At 45.4% G+C, this 18104-nt stretch carries 15 protein-coding genes; 7 read left to right on the top strand and 8 right to left on the bottom strand.

The genetic code is table 11. The annotated features are described in order from the left end of the window. Window positions 1–29: 29 nt before the first annotated feature. Window positions 30–1349, top strand: a complete 1320-nt coding sequence (locus tag FXO21_RS27260) for an ammonium transporter (protein WP_149643050.1) — start codon at window positions 30–32, stop codon at window positions 1347–1349. Between the two features lie 393 nt (window positions 1350–1742). Here the strand turns inward: FXO21_RS27260 and mtaB are convergent, their stop codons facing one another. Both mtaB and FXO21_RS27250 read right to left on the bottom strand, forming a co-directional pair. Continuing rightward, on the bottom strand, window positions 1743–3071 hold the full coding sequence (gene mtaB / locus FXO21_RS27255) for a tRNA (N(6)-L-threonylcarbamoyladenosine(37)-C(2))-methylthiotransferase MtaB (protein WP_149643049.1): 1329 nt from the start codon (window positions 3069–3071) through the stop codon (window positions 1743–1745). A gap of 37 nt (window positions 3072–3108) precedes the next feature. Beyond that, window positions 3109–4938 (bottom strand): LTA synthase family protein, encoded by a 1830-nt coding sequence (locus FXO21_RS27250; protein ID WP_149643048.1) that lies wholly within the window; start codon window positions 4936–4938, stop codon window positions 3109–3111. A 153-nt stretch (window positions 4939–5091) separates the two neighbouring features. Here FXO21_RS27250 and FXO21_RS27245 point away from each other — a divergent pair, with 153 nt between their 5' ends. Next, window positions 5092–7278 carry a glutamine synthetase III family protein gene (locus tag FXO21_RS27245; protein ID WP_149643047.1) on the top strand — a complete coding sequence of 729 codons (2187 nt, stop codon included), beginning with the start codon at window positions 5092–5094 and terminating at the stop codon, window positions 7276–7278. A 30-nt stretch (window positions 7279–7308) separates the two neighbouring features. Beyond that, the gene (locus tag FXO21_RS27240) at window positions 7309–7860 is read left to right on the top strand and encodes a hypothetical protein (protein WP_149643046.1); all 552 of its coding nucleotides are present in this window, start codon (window positions 7309–7311) and stop codon (window positions 7858–7860) included. 76 nt (window positions 7861–7936) lie between these two features. Here the strand turns inward: FXO21_RS27240 and FXO21_RS27235 are convergent, their stop codons facing one another. Next, window positions 7937–8947: a glutamine synthetase beta-grasp domain-containing protein gene (locus tag FXO21_RS27235; protein ID WP_149643045.1), complete on the bottom strand. Its 1011-nt coding sequence runs from the start codon at window positions 8945–8947 to the stop codon at window positions 7937–7939. Window positions 8948–9336: 389 nt separating this feature from the next. Between FXO21_RS27235 and FXO21_RS27230 the strand changes: the two genes are divergently transcribed. The 3 genes from FXO21_RS27230 (at window position 9337) to FXO21_RS27220 (ending at window position 11717) form a co-directional block, all read left to right on the top strand. After that, window positions 9337–10047 carry an RsmE family RNA methyltransferase gene (locus FXO21_RS27230; RefSeq protein ID WP_149643044.1) on the top strand — a complete coding sequence of 237 codons (711 nt, stop codon included), beginning with the start codon at window positions 9337–9339 and terminating at the stop codon, window positions 10045–10047. Between the two features lie 126 nt (window positions 10048–10173). Beyond that, on the top strand, window positions 10174–10833 hold the full coding sequence (locus FXO21_RS27225) for a DUF4159 domain-containing protein (RefSeq protein ID WP_149643043.1): 660 nt from the start codon (window positions 10174–10176) through the stop codon (window positions 10831–10833). A 137-nt stretch (window positions 10834–10970) separates the two neighbouring features. Then, window positions 10971–11717 carry an acyl-CoA desaturase gene (locus FXO21_RS27220; protein WP_149643042.1) on the top strand — a complete coding sequence of 249 codons (747 nt, stop codon included), beginning with the start codon at window positions 10971–10973 and terminating at the stop codon, window positions 11715–11717. A 344-nt stretch (window positions 11718–12061) separates the two neighbouring features. Here FXO21_RS27220 and FXO21_RS27215 read toward each other — a convergent pair whose 3' ends face one another. Genes FXO21_RS27215 through FXO21_RS27195 form a run of 5 tightly spaced genes read right to left on the bottom strand, consistent with a single transcriptional unit; the run spans window position 12062 to window position 17244 of the window. Then, entirely contained in the window at window positions 12062–13438 is a 1377-nt protein-coding gene (locus tag FXO21_RS27215; protein WP_149643041.1) for a sensor histidine kinase, read from the bottom strand. Between the two features lie 3 nt (window positions 13439–13441). After that, window positions 13442–14119: a response regulator gene (locus FXO21_RS27210; RefSeq protein WP_149643040.1), complete on the bottom strand. Its 678-nt coding sequence runs from the start codon at window positions 14117–14119 to the stop codon at window positions 13442–13444. Further along, window positions 14116–14649: a 5' nucleotidase, NT5C type gene (locus FXO21_RS27205; RefSeq protein WP_225865887.1), complete on the bottom strand. Its 534-nt coding sequence runs from the start codon at window positions 14647–14649 to the stop codon at window positions 14116–14118. Before FXO21_RS27205 ends, FXO21_RS27210 begins: the two co-directional genes overlap by 4 nt. After that, window positions 14649–15929, bottom strand: a complete 1281-nt coding sequence (locus tag FXO21_RS27200; protein WP_149643039.1) for a dihydrolipoamide acetyltransferase family protein — start codon at window positions 15927–15929, stop codon at window positions 14649–14651. The genes FXO21_RS27205 and FXO21_RS27200 overlap by 1 nt, the downstream gene beginning before the upstream one ends. Before the next feature lie 43 nt (window positions 15930–15972). Continuing rightward, complete coding sequence (locus FXO21_RS27195; RefSeq protein WP_149643038.1) at window positions 15973–17244, bottom strand: competence/damage-inducible protein A; 1272 nt, start codon at window positions 17242–17244, stop codon at window positions 15973–15975. A gap of 107 nt (window positions 17245–17351) precedes the next feature. On the opposite strand from FXO21_RS27195, the gene FXO21_RS27190 reads away from it, so the two are divergent. Then, window positions 17352–18077, top strand: coding sequence for a DUF4197 domain-containing protein (locus tag FXO21_RS27190; RefSeq protein ID WP_149643037.1), 726 nt, complete (start codon window positions 17352–17354; stop codon window positions 18075–18077). Window positions 18078–18104 lie beyond the last annotated feature (27 nt).

Below are 18104 nucleotides of genomic sequence, written 5' to 3'. Positions count from 1 at the left end.
TCTTAATCACTATCATAACAATTACAGAAATGGAAAAACGTAATTTCGTCCCATTAATCATTCTTCTGGCAATCAGCATCCTCGGTGTTTTTGTGCCAAATGTTCCAACTCAAATTGTCACCGAAGGTGTAAACGGAGGTGATACAGCCTGGCTTCTTGTTTCGGCCGCACTGGTATTACTGATGACGCCTGGTCTTGCCTACTTCTACGGCGGGATGGTAAATAATAAAAATGTGATTTCGACCATGCTGCAAAGCTTTATTGCCATGGGCGTGATCAGTGTGCTGTGGGTCGTGGTTGGTTTCAGTCTTGCATTTGGTGACGATATGGGCGGATTTATTGGTAACCCAATGACGCACTTCATGTTCAAAGGTGTATTGGACGGACCAGTTTGGGGTACAATTCCTTTCGCATTGTTCGCTATGTTCCAAATGAAGTTCGCAGTGATCACACCGGCACTTGTGACGGGCTCGATGGCTGAACGTGTAAATTTCCGTTCTTACGTCTTGTTCATTATACTGTTCTGTATTTTTATCTACTCTCCGCTGGCTCACATGACCTGGCATGCAGATGGTATCTTATTCAAAATGGGTGTTCTTGACTTTGCGGGCGGAACCGTGGTTCACATGTCGGCTGGCTGGGCTGCTTTGGCAGGTGCTCTTTATTTGAAAAGACGTAAATCGCTTTTGGAGGATCACGTTCTGCCTCCTGCTAACATTCCATTCGTTCTTTTGGGAACTGGTTTGCTTTGGTTTGGATGGTTTGGTTTCAATGCAGGATCTGCTCTTGCTGCCAGCCCGCTTGCTGTTTCAGCTTTTGCTACTACTAATACTGCCGCTGGTGCCGCTGGTTTGTCGTGGGTTCTTTTTGATGCTGCAAAAGGTAAAAAAGTTTCAGCGCTTGGATTCTGTATCGGTGCCGTTGTAGGTTTGGTTGCGATCACGCCTGCGGCAGGTTTTGTAACGGTCCCTGCGGCACTATTCATTGGTACAGTAGCTTCGATCATCAGTAACTACGTGGCTCACCTGCGTACTCGTTCTACTTTGGATGATACGCTTGATGTATTTCCTTGCCACGGTGTAGGTGGAATGGTTGGTATGCTGATGACCGGTATCTTCGCAACAAGCGGTATCAATCCATTGGTAACTGATCAGGGTCTTGCATTCGGCGAAACCAAATTGTTCATCAATCACGTGATTGCGCTGGTAGGTGTGTCGGCATTCGCATTTGTAGGTTCGTTCCTGCTTTTGAAAATTACCGATCTTATCTTGCCACTTCGCGTTTCAGAACAAGATGAGAAGGCCGGTCTGGATGTAAGTCAGCATGACGAATTTCTTGTAGAGGCTTAATATTTAGTGTGTTATGTTTCTGACAACACTAATGAAGGGATGAAAAGCGAAAGCCTGGCCAATTCGGTCGGGCTTTCGCTTTCTAAGTAAGTGAGTCAAAAAATTCTTGGCTGGTAATTCAGAAATCGTCGACTTAAGTTGCGAGCCGTCGACCAGGCCCGGAGCCGCCGACTTAAGTTACGAGCCGTCGACTAAAGTCAGTAGCCGTCGACTTCAGTCGACGGTAATTAATTAAAGCTCGCTAACGCAAACGCCAACGAAAGTCGGCCGTCCCAGTCAATACCCGTCGACTTCAGTCGACGGAAAGGAAAAGAAAGGAAGGGAAAGGAAAGCAAGGGAAGGGAAAGGAAGGGAAAGGAAAGCAAGGGAAGGGAAAGGAATAATTATTGAATGCTAATGTGCCAATATTTCCTCGGAAACTTCCGAAACTTCCATAAGCCCCTCGGCATTGATGTGGTCGTGGCGGATTTGCTTTGTTTCGTTAATAAGCAGCGGATCGTATTTAACCGCTACTCTGACGTAGTTTTCAGTGAAGCCCAGCATTTGGCCGTTTTGGATCTCGTCTTCAAAAAGCACCGTCCCCTCTTTCCCTATCTGACTGTCATAAAATGCCCTTCTCTTTTTATCGGACAAAATGTGAAGCATTTTTGAGCGATCAGCGCGGATATTTTTGGGGACAACCGGCTTGATTGCCAGTGCCGCGGTATTTTCTCTTTCGGAATAAGTAAAAACGTGCAGATAGGAGATGTCCAGCTCGTTCAGAAACCGGTAGGATTCTTCAAAAAGCTCCTGTGTTTCGCCGGGATGACCAACAATTACGTCAACGCCAATGCAGCAGTCAGGCATGAGGGATTTGATCGCTGCGACCCTTTCTGTGTATAATTCTCTTTTATAGCGGCGTTTCATCAGACCCAAAACCTTATTCGAACCTGATTGCAAGGGGATATGGAAGTGCGGGACAAACCTTCTGGATTGTGCAACAAATGAAATAATCTCGTCAGTCAGCAGGTTCGGCTCGATCGAAGAAATACGGAAACGTTCAATACCTTCAACTTCGTCCAGCGCTTTGACCAGGTCTATGAATGTTTCTTTTTTTTCGCCATTCTGAATCCCGAAATCCCCTATATTAACACCGGTCAGAACAATTTCCTTTACATCGCGCGCGGCAATATCTCTGGCTGCTTTAATAATGTTTTCAATGCTGTCGGAGCGGCTTTTACCTCGCGCGAGCGGGATCGTGCAGTAGGAGCAGGGGTAATCGCAACCGTCCTGAACTTTCAAAAAAGTGCGGGTGCGGTCGTTTAGCGAATAAGAAGTGTGGTATTCAACAGCTTCGTCGATATGTGAGGCGAGTACCCTGGCCGGCTGTCCGACAGGAGTTTTCTCAAACGTATCTACCAGGTCGGCGAGCCTGAATTTTTCGGCCGCGCCAAGTACCACGTCTACCCCCGGAATCTCAGAAATTTCCTGCGGCTTGAGTTGGGCGTAGCAGCCGATAATGGCTACATAACCGTCCGGATTAATCTTTTGCGCCTCCCGGACGATTTTGCGGCATTTCTTGTCCGCATTCTCGGTAACTGAGCAGGTATTAATTATAAAAACGTCTGGATTTTCATTGAATTCCACTCGCGAATGTCCTTTCGCCTCAAACAAACGTGCGATGGAGGAGCTTTCGGAGTAGTTGAGCTTGCAGCCCAATGTATAAAATGCAACTTTTTTCATTTCCTTAAAATATCCTGCAAAAATACAGCTTTTATACTCAACGCCTGATATAATCTCCGAAAGAAGCTTGTAAATACGCCTTTCCGAGCTTTTCTTCATCTGCGCCTAATGCGCCTTCCCGTTCCGTAATATTGCCGCCCAGGTTGTCCCTGACCAGAAATCCCGAGGGACGGACCCAGCCTAATCCGTTGTTGAAGGCGAAATAGGCAAATGGTGTTCTGTCTTTGCCAAAAATGTCACTGCTCCATTTGAACGAACCCGACGATAACTTCAACTGGCCAAGCAATGTTGCAGCCAGGTCGGTTTGAGAGCAGAGCCCGTCTACTTTAAGGTTTCGTTGACTAAGGGCACCTCCCAGCCAGAGCATGGGAATATGAAATTCGCTTGTTTTGGTTTTTTGCGTGTATGGGAGCGGGTGACCGTGGTCAGCTAGAATCACGACCAAAGTGTTTTTCCACCAGGGTTTTGTCTTTGCAACTTTTATAAAATCACTTATTGCCGAATCTGTATAGTGATGGGCATTAAGGAACAAATGCTCCGGGTCGTTGCCGGGAATGACGGTTTTGGCCGGCACTTCAAACGGTTCGTGGCTGCTTAAAGTGAAAATGGTGGAGAAGAAAGGCTGCTTTTCCTGATCCAGGTCGTTGAGCAGTTTATTAAGAACTATGTGGTCGTGTGCGCCCCATTTGGAATTCATATCAGCCTTCGCAAAATCACTTTTGTCGATAATCCTGTCAAAGTTCTCTTGCAGTAAATAGGATTTCATATTGGCGAATTCACTTTCGCCGCCATAATAAAAGGAGGTTTGCCAGCCGTTTTTTCGGAGTTCTTTTGGAAGTGAAGGCAGCGTCAATGTTTTCTTGGGGATCTTGATAATAGAATGCGTGGGTTGTGCGGGGTAGCCGCTGAGGATCGCCACAATGCCTTTGTCGCTCCTGTTGCCGCTCGCGTACATATTGGTGAACAAAATGCCTTCTCTGGTAAGTGATGAAAACCGGGGTGTGACGCCCTTCATACCATTTAGATCCTCAACCACTTTGGAAGTAAAGCTTTCCCAGATCAGGACGATTACATTCAATTTGCCGGTCGTGTCAGTGACCTGTTCCCGGGTGCCCGAGACATTGTAAAGGTCGCCTACCAGTTTATCAGCATCGTCATAATAGATAAAAGGGTTTTTCTTTGAATACCCGGCATTAATAAGCGAGCTCATATAATTCCATGGTACATTGACAGCGGCATAATTGGCAAAGCTTTTATCCGAAAAAAACACCGCGCTTTCGTTCATGGGTGCTAATTGGAACCCGCCCCGGATCGGGATGATCAGCGAGGCCGTCAACACGATGAATGCAGGAAGGGTAAAATAGAATTTCGTTTTTTTAAAGAAAGGGACTGTCCTTCGAATCACGGATCTGAATATTCCCCAGGTAAGGGCGAGCAGCACAATCAACAGAATGACCAGTGGAAATATCGGCGCCGCGCCCATCGACGCAAATGCTTCTGCCGGTGTTTCCAGGTAATGCAGCGAAGTACTGTCGATCCGGAATCCCCACGCTTTGAATAATTCCAGATCAACAACCACCAACAAAACGATAACGGTGCCAACTACGTAAGTGTAGCCAGCAAGGAATTTCTGATACCATTTCGATCGGTCATAGGTAAAAATCAGCAACAGTGCAGGTATCAAAAGGAGGTAAGCGGCAAAAGATACGTCCATCCGCAAGCCGTGCAATGTGCTCTGAACCCACAGTGATGAGGGTAGTGCTGCGGATTTATCGTGGTGGTAGGCGAAAAACAGTACGCGAAAAAACTGGAAAAGAATGATCCAGGTGAGCCCGTACAAGGCTATAAATTCTAATCTCTTACGCATTGATGTCGGTCAAAAATGGCCACAAAGTTCCGAAAAATGCCTGACAACTATCCTTTACCGTAAAACTTAAATGTGAAAATGTAAACGTACATTGTTATCGCTATCCTTAAATAAATAATTTTGAGGAGAAATTCTATAACTGATTGAATAAAGATGACTTTTCGTTCCAAGGCATTTGAAATCGCACAAGGCCGCGTTTCTCCAGTATTAACCCCTCCGGCTGAAAAAGTGGCCGACCTCTATGGAAGTAATACTTTTAATGAAGAGGTGATGAAAACACTGCTCTCCGCAGAGGCTTACACGAAAATTTCGAATGCAATCCGCTCGGGTTCGACGATCGACAGGGAAGTGGCCGACGAAGTTTCCGCAGCCATGAAATCCTGGGCGATTTCGAAAGGGGCGACCCACTATACGCACTGGTTCCAACCTTTAACCGGAACCACCGCCGAGAAGCACGATTCGTTTTTCGACCTTACGATCGACGGGAAAGCAGTAGAGAAATTTAAAGGGAGTGCATTGGTACAACAGGAGCCTGATGCATCCTCGTTTCCAAGCGGCGGCTTACGTGCCACATTCGAGGCGCGGGGGTATACAGGCTGGGATCCGAGTTCACCTGCTTTTTTAATGGATAATGGGGCAGGAGGGAAGACCTTGTGTATTCCGTCTGTATTCATTTCCTACACCGGCGAGGCGCTGGATTATAAGGCTCCGCTCCTCAAATCGCTGGTAATGCTCGATAAAGCGGCCACTCAGGTCTGTCAGTTCTTCAATAGAGACGTTGACAAGGTAACTCCAACGCTGGGTATTGAGCAGGAATATTTTTTGGTCGATAAAGCATTGTACTACGCGCGGCCTGACCTGTTAATGGCCGGCAGGACTGTTTTCGGCCATAGCCCTGCGCGCGGGCAGCAATTGGATGATCATTATTTCGGATCAATATCGCCACGGGTGAATGCATTCATGGTGGACTTTGAATTTGAAGCGTTGAAGCTGGGCATCCCGGTTCGTACGCGGCATAATGAAGTGGCGCCGGGCCAGTTTGAATGTGCACCTACTTTTGAAGAAGTAAACCTGGCGATTGATCATAATGCATTGCTGATGGATTTGATGCAGAAGGTGGGCGACAAGCATAATTTTCAGGTGCTGTTCCATGAGAAGCCGTTTGCAGGGATTAACGGGAGTGGAAAGCATAACAACTGGTCACTATCCACCGATACGGGGATCAACCTGTTAGCACCTACTTCCAAACCGAAAGAAAATCTCCGTTTCCTGACGTTCTTAATGAATGTTGTAAAAGCAGTCCATGATCACGCCGATCTGCTTCGCGCCTCCATTTCTTCTGCCGGAAACGAGCACAGACTTGGCGCGAACGAAGCACCGCCTTCCATCGTATCGGTTTTCCTCGGAAACGAGTTAACCAACATGCTCGAAGAACTGGTAAATAAGGGAGAGATCACGCTCGAAAAAGGCGAAAATTTTTACTACAAATTGGGTATTACCCGGATCCCGAATCTGCAAAGGGACAATACAGACCGCAACCGGACTTCGCCCTTCTGTTTTACAGGGAATAAATTTGAATACCGCGCCGTCGGAAGCGCCCAAAACAGCGCCTCGCCGATGATCGTGCTGAATACAATCGTGGCGAATCAATTGATGGATTTCAAAAAGGAAATGGACGAGCGCCTGGCGGCCGGGGAGGAGAAAAAAGTAGCGACTGTTGAGATTTTGAAAAGATATTTCACGGAATCTAAAAACATTCTTTTCGAGGGAAATGGGTATTCCGATGAATGGGTCCAGCAGGCGAAGGAACGCGGGCTCAGCAATATCAGGGAAACCTATGATGCGCTTTATGCGTACAAAACCGATAAAACGATCAGTGTTTTTGAAAGAATAGGGGTTTTGACTTCTAGAGAATTGCACGCGCGTTACGAGATCGAACTTGAAAACTATGTGAAGAAACTGCAGATAGAATCAAGGGTAATCGGCGACCTGGCACTTAATCATATCGTTTCCACGGTTGTTAAATATCAGTTTAAGCTGGCGCAGACAGCCCGGTCACTGACTGACCTTGAAATGCTCGAAGAAGCTGCTCCGATCAAGGAAATCATCAGAGATATTTCTTCACATATCGTAGTGATCAAGCGTTTGGTGCACGAAATGACCGAGGGCAGAAAAAAAGCGAACAATCTTGAAGACCTCTACGAACGTGCAAAATGTTACGGATCGGAGGTAAAAGGCTTTTTCGAAGAGATCCGCTATCATGTAGATAAACTGGAGCTGCTGATCGACGATGAAGACTGGCCTTTGGCAAAATACCGTGAAATGCTATTTTTGGAATAAATTAGAAACAGATAACTAATAACTGAAACTATGAATCCGGGATTCGATCCAGAAGAAATTGCTCAGCTCAGAAGGGAGTGCAAGGCGGAAAGGTCAAATTTTATCCATGTAGATGATGAATTTGAAGAAGAGGAAGAAAATAACGAGCACGCACACGTGCAGTTTGTAGGAATATATAAGAATTCTGAAGTGATATACGATGCATTGATCTATACACTTCGCCTGCACCATTCGACACTGGTTTACGATGAAGCATTGGAGCGATTGAAAAAGGAAATGCCGAATTACATATCCCAGGACGAGCGGCCTGAAAACTACAAGATTTCAGCGGAAGAAGAGGAGGATGCAGAAATGCTTCTCACCGAATTTATCGAAGAGATTGAAGAAAACGAAGAAATAACAGTTCGAGAGCATGTAGAGATCGACGACAAATTTGAATACGGCGTCGGACTGGAAGTGGGTTTGAACAAAACCGAAATCACAGATAAAGTCATTGACGAATTTATCGCCGTTTTCAATGCAGGCCGCGTCCAGCTTGATCCTACATTGTATTCATTTACAGGGAGTGAAGAGCAGGATTGATCAAAGTGAACAACTTATAATGAAAAAGCCACCATATCGGTGGCTTTTTCATTGTCTTAAATATATGCTTTGAATATCAGACTGCAGATTTAACGGTCTTGATGATACGTGCAGCTACTTTATAGGGATCAGCAGCCGAGTTAGGGCGGCGATCTTCCAGGTATCCGCTCCATCCTTTCTGAGGAACAAGAACCGGGATACGGATAGATGCACCGCGGTCAGAAACACCGTAGCTGAAATCGTGGATAGAAGCAGTTTCGTGCTTTCCAGTCAGACGAAGGTGGTTATCAGCACCGTAAACTTCAATATGCTCTTTCACAACAGGACGGAAGGATTCACAAACTTTGTCGAATACCTCTTTGCTTCCTGCAGTTCTCAAAGCTGTGTTAGAGAAGTTAGCGTGCATGCCGCTACCATTCCAGTCAAGCGCGCCCAGCGGCTTGCAGTGCCAGTTGATAGATACACCATATTTCTCACCGATTCGCTCCAAAAGGTAACGACCCAACCAGATCTGGTCACCAGCTTCTTTGGCTCCTTTTGCGAAAATCTGGAATTCCCACTGACCAGCAGCAACTTCCGCATTAATACCTTCTACATTTAAACCAGCTTCCAGACAAGCGTCAAGGTGCTCTTCGATGATCTCGCGACCAAATGCATTCTGTGCGCCTACCGAACAGTAGTATGGACCTTGCGGTGCCGGATACCCATTTGCCGGAAAGCCTAGTGGCTTATTCGTTTCGTTGTCCCAAAGGAAATACTCCTGCTCAAAACCGAACCAAAAATCGTTGTCGTCGTCCTCGATAGTAGCACGACCGTTTGAAACGTGGGCAGTACCGTCCGCGTTCAATACTTCGCACATTACCAAATATCCGTTTTTACGCTGCGGATCTGGAATAATGTAGACCGGTTTCAAAAGACAGTCAGATGAACCGCCAAGAGCTTGTTCAGTAGATGAACCGTCAAATGACCAGTTGCTGCAATCTTCCAATTTGCCGCTAAAATTATCTTCGATTTTAGTTTTGCTGCGTAGACTTTGGGTCGGCTTGTAGCCATCCAACCAAATATATTCCAGCTTGGACTTAGACATAATAGTACTAGATAAAGTGGTGACGAATAAATTCAACGGCACAATATTAATGCAAAATTGTATTTCCAAAAAATAAAAAATAAGAAAGATTAAAGTTAGACAGAATATTATTGTGTTGATGGTAGTATTGTCAGTAAAAAATGTACTTTTCTTATAATTTTGACGAGTTTGGATTTGAAGCAGATTGCTGAAAATTTTTGCAAAATCTCCGGAAACGCGTTTTTATTCTGCATTTTCCTGGTGAAATTTTATACAAACTAAATAAAATAGATTTAGAGTCGGTTGTTCAAAAACCAGATTCTAAAATGTCTTTTCACAGTCCTTATGTCAATTAATTCCCTATTTTTGAGGTTTTCTGACTTATATCCGCTGTAAAGCCAATATTAGAAATGCACATTTTTTATCAACCCGAAGATAACGCGTTTGAACTGGAAGAAGAGGAAGCCAGGCACAGTTCCAAAGTGCTGAGGCTGGGGTCAGGAGATATGATTTACGTAACCAATGGAAAGGGACTGTTACAAAAGTGTATACTTAACGTACAGGGCAGAAAGGTGGGGTATGAAGTTGTTGAATCCACATTGATCGGGCGCAGGGATTTTTCCGTAAATATCGCCGTGGCACCGACCCGCAAGGCAGAACGTAACGAGTGGATGGTTGAAAAAATGACCGAAATCGGTGTGGAGCGGATCGATTTTATTGTGACAGAGCATACAAACACCGAAACGCTGAACCGCGTTGTGAACCTGGCAAGGCTAAACCGCATCGCTGCAAGTGCAATGAAGCAGTCGCAACAATTTTACAAACCGGTTATCACAGTAAACAATAAGTACGATTCGTTTATTACAAGTGTCTCCGACGAAATCAAATTAATGGCTTATGTACCAGATCAGAATAAAGTTGATCATGTTTTCAGTAAGGTAAAAAAAAACGCTGGTACGACTTTGTTGATAGGTCCGGAAGGAGATTTCAGTGAAAGAGAGGTAAGCCTGGCGCTCGAAAACGGTTTCAAAACAGTATCGCTCGGCCCGACGCGGTTGAGAACCGAAACCGCGGCAGTAGCAGGCTGCCACGCAATTAACTTGGCCCAGGAGTTGGGGTAAACGGGAGGGAAGGGAGAAAGGGAGTAACGGACGAAGGGAGGAAAGGAGGAAAGGATGGATTGACCATGTGAATACTTTCCCGGCGACGTTTAAGCAACGATCATTCAATTATTCAAAATTAAAAACATGCGCCTCAAAGTTTTTTTATTTATTGCGCTGTTTGCCTTTGTGCTTCAGTCGCGCGCTCAGTCTTCGTTGAAGATTGCAAAGCTCAAATATGGCGGGGGAGGTGATTGGTACGCCAATAAAACTTCATTGCCAAATCTGATCAAATTCTGCAATTCAGAGTTAAAAATGAATATCAACCCGGTAGAAGACGTGGTTGAAGTGGGCAGCCCCGATATTTTTACTTACCCATTCGTTCACATGACGGGACATGGTAATGTCGTATTCTCCGACGCAGAGGCTCAAAATCTTAGGAATTACCTGTTGTCGGGAGGATTTTTGCACATTGATGATAATTACGGGCTCGACCAGTTTGTGCGTCGGGAGATGAAAAAAGTATTTCCCGAGTTAAGTTTTGTCGAACTGCCTTTTGACCACCAGATTTACCGTGTTAAGTATGTATTTCCGGAAGGGCTGCCAAAGGTTCATGAACACGACGGCAAGCAGCCGCAGGGATTTGGTTTGATCTGGCAGGGCCGGCTGATCTGTTATTATAGCTACGAAACCGATTTAGGAAATGGGTGGGAAGATCAGAGCGTTTATAACGACCCGGAGGAAATGCGGCGGAAAGCGTTACAGATGGGTGCTAATTTGCTGAGCTATGCATTCATGATCCAGTAGCATTTAAATATTCCTAAAGCTGGGTTTGAGAAAATGCGGTAACGATATATTCCAAATTTCACAACCCGAATTTCGTTTTTCTGACGTTTGGCACTTACTTTTGTACAAACTTGACTTCTTAATCTTTTAAGCGTTTTATGTATATTGTTATTATAGTATTTGTTTTACACTGGTACTTATCTCTCTTCTGTCAAACCTTTTTTCTGCACCGCTATTCCGCGCATAAAATGTTCATCATGAGCAAGCCGTGGGAAAGATTTTTTTATTTGCTGACCTATCTTTCTCAGGGTTCTTCTTACTTAAGTCCACGGGCCTACGCAATCCTGCACCGAATGCATCACGCTTTCAGCGATACTGAAAAGGATCCGCACTCTCCCCATCATACAAAAAATGTCTTTACAATGATGTGGGAAACCAAGCACATTTATAATGCGGTTTTACATCGCAAAAGAGCAATCGAAAACCGCTTCGAAAGAAACTATCCTGAATGGAAATTCGTCGAGAAATTGGGCGACTCGTGGTTCTCTCGCATCGGTTGGGTGTTGATATATATGGCTTTTTATGTACTTGCGTACCTTTACCTGGATATGCACTGGGCATTTTTCTTCCTGCTGCCGATTCACTTTCTGATGGGGCCGATCCACGGCGCAATCGTCAACTGGAGCGGCCATAAATATGGGTATCAGAATTTCGATAACGAAGACAAATCTAAAAATTCCCTCGTTTTCGACTTCCTGATGATGGGAGAATTGTTCCAAAACAATCACCATAAAAGACCAAATTCAATCAATTTCGGAAGCAAATGGTTTGAAGTTGATCCGACATACCCGGTGATCAAGCTGTTGAATAAGTTGAAGATTATTGAAATCAGGAAGAAGCATTAGGGGAGGCGTTATTATGGTCATTAATTGTCTTTGTAGTCGTTAGCGGGTCATTTATTGTTATTTATAGTCATTTGTTGTAGGGTTGTTCGTCGAGAGCAGCCCTATTGTTTTTTATTGTAAATAATCAGTAGCAACAAATGACAATAAATGACAATAAATGACAATAAATGACTACTAATGACCACCCCCTACAAAAAAACTTTGGCAGACGTGAGATACGCCTGCCAAGTTTGCTTATTAACACCACAAAAAATGAAATTCAGTTGGAGTCGCTTTGTCTATTGCGACAATACAAATAAATCACCTAATACTTAAGATGGCGTTAATAGCGCGTTAGAATTTGCTTAGAGGTGCGAAAAAGATACGCGGAAGGTAGTACCCTTGGGTTGATTGGGATGAATTGAGATAGTTCCGTTGTGTAGCTTCACAATACGGTCAACCAGCGACAGGCCGATTCCATAACCTTTGATATTGGCCGTATTGTCGCTGCGATAAAATGGTTGAAATACAAGACCCTGATCATCTTTTGGAATGCCCTTCCCCTGATCAGAAAAGCTTACTGTAAGCCTTTTGCTCGAAGGTTGCAGGTTGATGTTAACAGAGTGATTGTCTGAGAATTTACAAGCATTATCCATCAGGTTGAGAAATGCGGTTTTTAGCAAAGTCGAATTTCCGGTAACTTCCAGCCAGGTATCATCTTCCGGTAACTCGTCGAAGTTGAGGACAATGTTGTAGAATGGGTTGGCTTGTGCAAGGTTCAGCCGGCAATCTAGCAGCAATTCGTCTACCCGGACGATTTCAGTCAGGAGCTCTCGCTGGTGTTCACTCACTTTTGCAAGGTCGAGAAGCGTGTTCGACAGCTGAGCGAGCTCATCGATATCTTCCAGAACCGATGCTATTGTAACCCTGTATTCCTGCGGGTCGCGCTCTTTGAGCATGCTTACTTCCAGTTGCGACCGAATTTTGGTGAGCGGGTTTTTCAATTCATGGGAAACATTGGCCACAAAGATCTTTTGCATTTTAAAAGCGGTTTCAATGCGGTCCAGGAGTTTGTTGAAAGTTGTAGTGAGCCGCCCGATCTCGTCTTTCTGGTTTGGTACTTCCAGCCGCATATCCAGTTTTTGCGGCAGAATTCCTTCCACCGAGTTCATCACTTTTGAAATTGGCCTCAAAGCGCGCTTTGAAAATATCCAGCCGACGATCGTCACGATAAATGTAACAATGAAGAAAAGAACGGTTAGTAATGTGCTGAGATTGGACAAGTTAGCCTGTCCATAAAGATCTTTTGCCCCCAGCATTACAACAGCGCGCCCGAAAGGGTAATTGTAATACAAACCCACCACTTTGAAATCTCCGTCTGTATATCTGATCTGGCCGGCTTTGCGGATTTCGTCCAGCCAGTAGTTGGACACGTGCAGTGACTTAGACTGGGGAATGGTGGGATTACTGTAAATGAGCCGGTTCTTTTCGTCGAAAATGAATGTGTTTTCGTCGTAAATCAGGTCCCGGTTCGTTTCATCAAGCGCCTTTAAGACCTCTGTATTGACCTGCGGCACTTTCAAAAGCAGTTCCGCCTGGGATTTGGCTTTTGACCGGAGGCGGTCGTAGAAATCCTCCGTAACGTTATAGTAGGAAAAGAAATAGATAGCCAGAAATGTAATCAGCAAAATACCGCTTACCAGCAGCGAAAACTGAACCGTAAGTCGGGTGCGGATTTGCATAAACTATTCGACTTTAAGCACATAACCCATGCCAAAAAGAGTATGGATCAATTTCACCGGGTAATCTTTGTCAATTTTTTTTCGCAGATAATTGACATAAACTTCTATCACATTCGTGCCGGTATCAAAACCAATATCCCAGACCTGCTCGGCGATTTCCACTTTTGAAATAACCCTTCCCTGATTTCTGATCAGATAAACGAGCAGATTAAATTCACGGGCTGTCAGATTGATCTTATTACCCGAGCGATGCACGGTTTTTGCGTCTATGGAAACTTCAAGATCAGCAAAACGCAACACCTGGGCAGTATGTCCCACATTGGCGCCCCGCTTTGTCAACGCACGGACTCTTGCGAGCAATTCTTTGAATTCAAATGGTTTGACCAGGTAATCATCCGCGCCGGCGTCAAGTCCGGTAACTTTGTCGTCCGTGGTTCCCAGGGCTGTGAGCATTATGATCGGTGTTTCATCACCCCAGCTCCGTATTTCCCTGCAGAGCTCGATACCATTGATGCCAGGGATGATAATGTCGCTGATTATCAGCTGATAAGAGTTGTTCTTCGCAAGTTGTTTCCCGATCAGCCCGTCGTAAGCGATATCTACTTCGTAGCCATTTTCTTCCAATCCCTGCTTAATGGATTGCAGCGTCTTCGGCTCATCTTCAATTAATAGTAGCTTCATGAGATCGGTAAAAATAACTCTGACACCTCGTTCCAGTTTGAAACGCGTTTGAATGTTGTTTCCTTCAAATTATGAGGAGCAGAAAACAGTATGCCTTGCCCTTTAAAAGCAACCAGATTTCTCACGTGATCGTCAATCAGATAATCCGATTGAATGATGCTTTTATAACCACAAAAAACAATATGGGTCCAGGGTATGAAAGGAAAATGCTTTTTAAGCCAATCAAATTTATCCCTGAAAGAGTTGGGGAATTCCATACAGGCCGTTGCGACAAACAGTTCATAAAACTTCGATAACTGGTACACCGTCTCCTGCGCTCCTTCCTTTACTTTTATATCTGAAAAAAAGCCTGGCGAATCGATTATCCGATTCAGCTTTGTTAGTTGCTTTGGATGCAGTACTTCGCGTAACGCTCTGGGCAGCAGGTCTTTTTCTGTGTAATTTGTATCAAAATCGTTGAGTACCACATTCACCAGCTTTTCATGCGTATTGGCCAAAACATCATCCATGTCCAGGGTTAATCGCAGCATCAGATCAGGGTTCTGTGGGTGTCAAAATTTTCAAGATAATCATTAACCCTTTTCAGGAACAAACCGCCCAGCGAGCCATCCACGACGCGGTGGTCGTAAGAGTGCGAAATGAACATCATGCTGCGAATCCCCAGAAGGTCACCTTGTGGTGTTTCGATCACGGCAGGTTTCTTTTTAATTGCACCAAATGCCATAATGGCCACCTGGGGCTGCACAATGATCGGGGTGCCCATCAGGTTGGCAAATGCTCCGATGTTGGAAACGGTGTAAGTGCCTCCTGCAAGATCGTCGGCTTTCAGCTTGTTTTCCCGGGCTCTTTTCGCAAGTTCATTTACCTTTCTTGCCAGTCCCGGCAGGTCGTATTGGTCCGCGTGATGAATGACCGGCACAATCAGGTTGCCATCGGGCAAGGCGACGGCCATACCAATATTGATTTCCCTCTTTTTAACGATCTTGTCGCCGTCGACCGAAATATTGATCAAAGGGTAATCCTTTATTGCTTTAACAACAGCTTCGATCAGGATAGGAGTGAACGTAATGCTGTCTCCTGACTTTTTACGGTAGTCATTCTTTACATGTTCACGCCACTGGACAACCGGCGTCATATCTGTTTCAATAAACGAAGTGACGTGCGCCGATATCCGCTTCGATTCCAGCATGCGCTGCGCGATCATCTTGCGCATACGGTCCATTTCCACGATTTCGCTGCTGCCATTCAGTGACGTAGCGGCTGGAGTTACCTGGGGTTTTTTATGTCTGGTTTCCAGGAAGGCGATGATATCATTTTTGGTAACGCGGTTTTCCTGGCCGCTGCCCGGTATTTCTGCGAGTTCCGCAGGGCTGATATCCTCTTCTCTCGCAATGCTTAATACCAAAGGAGAATAGAACTGATTATTTCCCGAAGCATTGGAGGGCGCATCCCGCTTTTTACTGACTACCTGCTCATATTCCTTTTCAAGCTGGGAAGCGACTGCCGCTTCTTCGACAAGTTCCTCCTGCGGCTCAGCCGGGATAGTCCGGGACTCTTCCGGCGTATCATCATCTACTTCGATCTGAGCCACCGGACTGCCAATCAGCACTACATCATTTTCGCTGACAAGCCATTTTGCAATTTTGCCCACATAAGGACAAGGCACTTCGGTATCCACCTTATCCGTAGCTACTTCCATGATGGAATCATCGATTGCCACGGCATCACCTTCCTTTTTCAGGAGGTTGAGTACCGTACATTCCATTATGCTTTCGCCCATTGAAGGCATTACCATCTCTAATATTTTCATACTGATTGTATTAACCGGCAACAAGCGTCGCCTGTAATTAATTCTATTCCCTAACGTTCAAAATGCTTTTGAGGATCGTTTTCCGCAAAAGATTAAGGGCATAAGAAGATGTCAACTCGATATTTATTTTTCTGTCGTTCCGAAGCGTCAGCAGCTGGGTGAAAGTTTCATCCGGCGTTGCGCAGGCGATCCAGACGGTTCCCACCGGCTTTTCGGCGGTCCCGCCATCGGGTCCGGCAATGCCGGTTGTGGCGATTGCAAATGTAGTATTGAGCACTCTTCTCGCTCCCTCGGCCATTTCCCGGGCAGTTTGCTCACTTACAGCTCCGTAAGCCTGCAATGTTTCCTGTTTTACTCCCAAAACATTCATCTTGACAGCATTACTGTAACTTACCACAGATCCTTCAAAATACCCGGAAGATCCCGGCACCGCAGTGATCCTGCTGGCGACGTATCCTCCTGTACAGCTTTCTGCTGTCCCCAATGTCGCTTGATTTTCGACAAGTAGTTTTCCGATCACAGTTTCCAGCTCGTCAATATCGTACCCAAATACATGTTCTTCTATCAAAGGAAGCAATGTGGCTACCTGCGCCTGCAATTCTGCATTCAGAAGATCCTGATCTGTGCCGGTGCCTGTCAGCCGCAGGCGTACCTGACCGAAATGCGGCAGGTAGGCGAGCTTAATGTGCTCAGGAAGCGCAGTTTCCCAATCTGCTATTTTTTCGGCAAGAAAAGATTCACCTATGCCAATCGTGCGGACCGATTTATGCTGGATAATGGTCGTCGAAAACCTCGCTTTAAGCCTGGGCAGTATTTCATGATCCATCAGGTTCTTCATTTCATAAGGGACACCCGGAAGGGAAACATACACCACATTATCTTGCTCAAACCACATTCCCGGTGCTGTTCCCCAGAGATTGGGGATATAGGTACAGTTTTTTGGAAGAGCGGCTTGTTGGATATTCAGTTCGGTCATGGTCCGGCCGCGCTTCGCGAAAAAGGCGGTTATCAAAGCGAGGGCCTCCTGGTTGATTTCAAGCTCTGTACCAAAATATTCGCAAAAAGTATGTTTCGTGATATCGTCCCGGGTAGGTCCAAGGCCGCCGGTTACAATGACCACGCTGGCTCTTTGGCTTGCTTCTGAAAATGCACTGAGAATATCCTGCTTGTTATCCCCGACCGACGTTTTGCGGGCCGGACGAATGCCAATGTCAGTCAATTGAGTGCCAATCCATTGGGTGTTGGTGTCGATAATCTGACCAAAAAGAATTTCGTCGCCTATGGTAATTATTTCAGCCCTGGTAGAGGAAATCATCTTGTTGAAAATGGATTGTTAAGAACCGTTAATTCCCAAAAATAAGTAAAATTAATCGTTATTGAGTACGTTTGAACCACAGTACAGTACCAACCAATTCAATTGTAATGAAACACAAATTTTTAGTCATAACATTGCTTTCCCTGCTTTCCGGGCCGGTTTCGATGGCACAGTTTAACCTTGGAAAAGCACTTGACAAACTCAGCGGAAAAGACACTGGGCTAGGTGAGAATGAAATAGTACAGGGCCTCAAACAGGCTTTGAACGTAGGGATCAGTAACGGGTCTGCCGAAGCTTCGAAAGTGGACGGTTTTTTTAAGAATGAACTGATCAAGATCACCGTACCGCCGGAAGCGCAAAAAGTAGCGGAAACGCTTCGGAAAATGGGGCTTGGTGCTCAGGTTGATAAATTTACCCTCTCACTGAACCGCGCAGCGGAGGATGCCGCAAAGAAATCCAAACCGATTTTTGTAAAAGCGATAACTTCCATGACCGTTCCCGATGCGCTGGGAATCCTGAAAGGCCAGGATGATGCTGCTACGCAATACCTTAAAAAGAGTACAAATGATGAGCTGTTCAAAACTTTCTTCCCGGTTGTGGACAGCACTTTGAACCTTAATAAAGCGACGGAATACTACACGGATATCGTGAATACCTATAACCAGATTCCCTTGGTAAAAAAGGTAAATCCAAACCTGAAAGAATACGCAACGCAAAAGACGATTGACGGGCTTTATGTTTTGATCGCGCAGGAGGAAAAGAAGATCCGCGAAGATCCGGGTGCCCGTGTGACCGACCTATTGAAAAAGGTTTTCAGCAAGTCGGGAAAATAGTATTTGAAGGCATTCGTAAAAGCATAA

Source organism: Dyadobacter sp. UC 10, from assembly GCF_008369915.1.
Classification (GTDB): Bacteria; Bacteroidota; Bacteroidia; order Cytophagales; family Spirosomataceae; genus Dyadobacter.
This window is presented reverse-complemented; position numbering and strand designations above follow the sequence as displayed.